This window comes from Bacteroidota bacterium, from assembly GCA_017303975.1.
GTDB lineage: Bacteria > Bacteroidota > Bacteroidia > JAFLBG01 > JAFLBG01 > JAFLBG01.
This window is the reverse complement of sequence record JAFLBG010000069.1, coordinates 1-2,604: the sequence shown is the minus strand read 5'-3', so window position 1 is coordinate 2,604 and position 2,604 is coordinate 1. Positions and strand designations below refer to the sequence as shown.

Sequence of the window (2,604 nt, the reverse complement as noted above, 5' to 3'; positions counted from 1 at the left end):
ATTTTGCAATATCATCCTAAATTATCACTAATCATTTTTCTTCTCCTTTCCCTTGTGGATTCCCCATATTAGGATTTCTCATCGGCTTCTTTTTCCCCTTGAATGGATTATTTTGAGTTTGAAGGTAGCTTTTTATCACTTATTCAAATATGTTGTTATTTTCTATATTATAATCCAAATATACTTTTAAATGGATGGACATAAGGGCAGCCTGGTTTACTGCATTTCTACTTGAATCTGCAAGCCTCGTGAATATAAAGACAGTTATCTCCATGTCTGCAATTTGGGAAGTAGGAACACTAACTAAGCTAATTTTTATTAAATTCAAACCATCTAAAGAAATAATTTTATTTTATTTTATTTTTTCACCTTTAGAAACAGACACACTTTCATAATAATTTATTTTTTATATAATTTTTTTATTATTTTTTTTATGTGTGAAAGCTCAGGTGGTATTTTTTTTTATTTCCTTAGATGGCCCTCTAATTTTTATTACTTTTTATGTTGGATGGAAGTATTAGCAAGTTTATTAATTTTTGCAGTAAGGGAAAAATTTGCATTTTTGTTTACCTTGTTTCTATAATTATTTTTTTAATCCCTCTTTATGTTCAAGGTCATGAACTTCTCCTTCGATTTGTTCTTACTCTATATGACGTTTTTATTTTTTATTTTACTAGATTTACATTTAATTTTTTTCATGTTTAACTTTCTTTTTAGGGGCCTCATTATTTTTAGGAGGTGCTGGCTAAATTCGATCAAAAATTTTTTCCTTCTCTTTGGGTTTTTCTTTGGGTGGTTATTTAATTTTCTCAGCTTTGGCAGCTTGTCTTTTTTTTTACTATTTTTGCTTCAATAACAAATAGACTTACTTTTACTTATTTGAGTTTATTCAAAATTTTGACTTTAATGTCCTCGTTTTAAACAGGGCCAAGATATTAATAAACTTTTTAATCTTCCTTGATTTCCCCATCAAAATAACTTTCAGCAAGGAGTGGTATCATTCTTACATAATAAAAAATATACTCCGAGTAACCGAGGTCATCTTGTGCTTGATGCTATTTCATAAGACTCTAAAAGAAATTGACCATCTATTTAATGGCTGCACTGTGTTTACTTTCTTAACTCATTAAGATCTCTAATAAAATAATAATATTTCAAATTTAATAAAGTCATAATTTAATCTTATAGTACAAAAATAATATTGAGATTTAAAACATTTAATCATATTTAAACTACTTTTGAAAATAACCCTTGCCGTTTGGTGGCTAATTAAACGTTAAGTATACTGATAGTCTCCCCATTAGTTTTAATTTTAATTATATCTGGTTATTAGTTGGCTGCAAGCTTCTCTTTATCATTGATATTGAACCCTATAAGCTAGATTGTAGCTTAATGATCTATTCTTCCGCTGTATTCGCTTTTATAAAATCGATTTAAACTTAAAGTTAACATTTTATCTTGATAACTGAGATAGAATTAGTCACTGTATTGCCCATATATGAAAGTCTTGTTAATTTGTTGATTCGGCTCAATAGCAACTACTTTAATTTAATCTTGTAAAACAATTACTGAATTGGTCCTCATGAATAATGCTGTTTCATCAACATTAAAAGTAAAGAACCCTCTTGATCCTCCACTAAAAACTCTGTCGGTATTGAAATAGTATATCCAATTTGAGCCCTACGGGAAAATAACTTAAGCTTGGCCGTTTTATTAGAAAATTGGTGAAACCAGTAAATTATCACATAATAAATAATTATATGTGGAAGGAAGTCTAACAGTATCTTGTTTTATTCTTTTTGCCAAAGGTGTTATTACAGATTTTTTTTGAGGATACTTTTCGCTTGCACAGCTTAAAAATGTCGGTTTTAGTTGATAATGCAGATTTACAAATTTCCTGTAAATGTTGACTGTCTCGTTATCGAATAGCCAGGGTTGATGTTTACCATTACCTCCATTTTCCATAAAAGGCAGTAATGCTCCCACTTGAACCCATCTAAGAAATATATTCTTTGATATGTTTTGGCCTCTGTATCCGCCAATATCGAATCCAAAGTTAAGGTAGCCATTCCAGGCACTTTTGACGACGTTATACATGGCTTTCTTGAGTCCCTATGCACTGGAATCCTGATCACCAACCCATCCAGAAAACATGACATAGTGAGGAGCATAGTTCCATGAAGCGTATGTTTTAAATGAATCAGTTGGTCGAGCCATAATTAATGCATGCTAATTTTTGGATTTTGTGTAATTGTAAAAATCCCCATAATATCTGTGCCCGTATTCGTGACCAAAAATAAATCTTTTGGCGTGGGGTGAGTACGGCCAAGGGTTCAATAAAAATGTAATAGGGTCTGTTCCATCGCATTTCCAACCATCGATTCCAATATCAATAACTTTATCCATGAGCTTGTGCCACCATTAGACTGCTTTAGGATTAAAGTAATCTAAAAATGCACCATGCCCATGCCACCACTTTGCTAGTTTTCCATTATTTAGAAAATAGTTATTCTTTTTGGCTTCTTCAAATATGTTGGTGTCGTTGTTGATCATCGAAGTGACCCACTTAAAATATTTGCATGCTTACTAAAATTAGTCGAATAT

At 31.0% G+C, this 2,604-nt stretch carries 1 protein-coding gene and 1 pseudogene; both read right to left on the bottom strand.

What is annotated here, in order from left to right; translation table 11 throughout:
* Nucleotides 1-1,713 precede the first annotated feature (1,713 nt).
* Nucleotides 1,714-2,106, bottom strand: a pseudogene (locus J0M08_14275) (hypothetical protein).
* Nucleotides 2,107-2,229: 123 nt separating this feature from the next.
* Nucleotides 2,230-2,406: a hypothetical protein gene (locus J0M08_14270; GenBank protein MBN8704222.1), complete on the bottom strand. Its 177-nt coding sequence runs from the start codon at nt 2,404-2,406 to the stop codon at nt 2,230-2,232.
* Between the last annotated feature and the right edge of the window lie 198 nt (nt 2,407-2,604).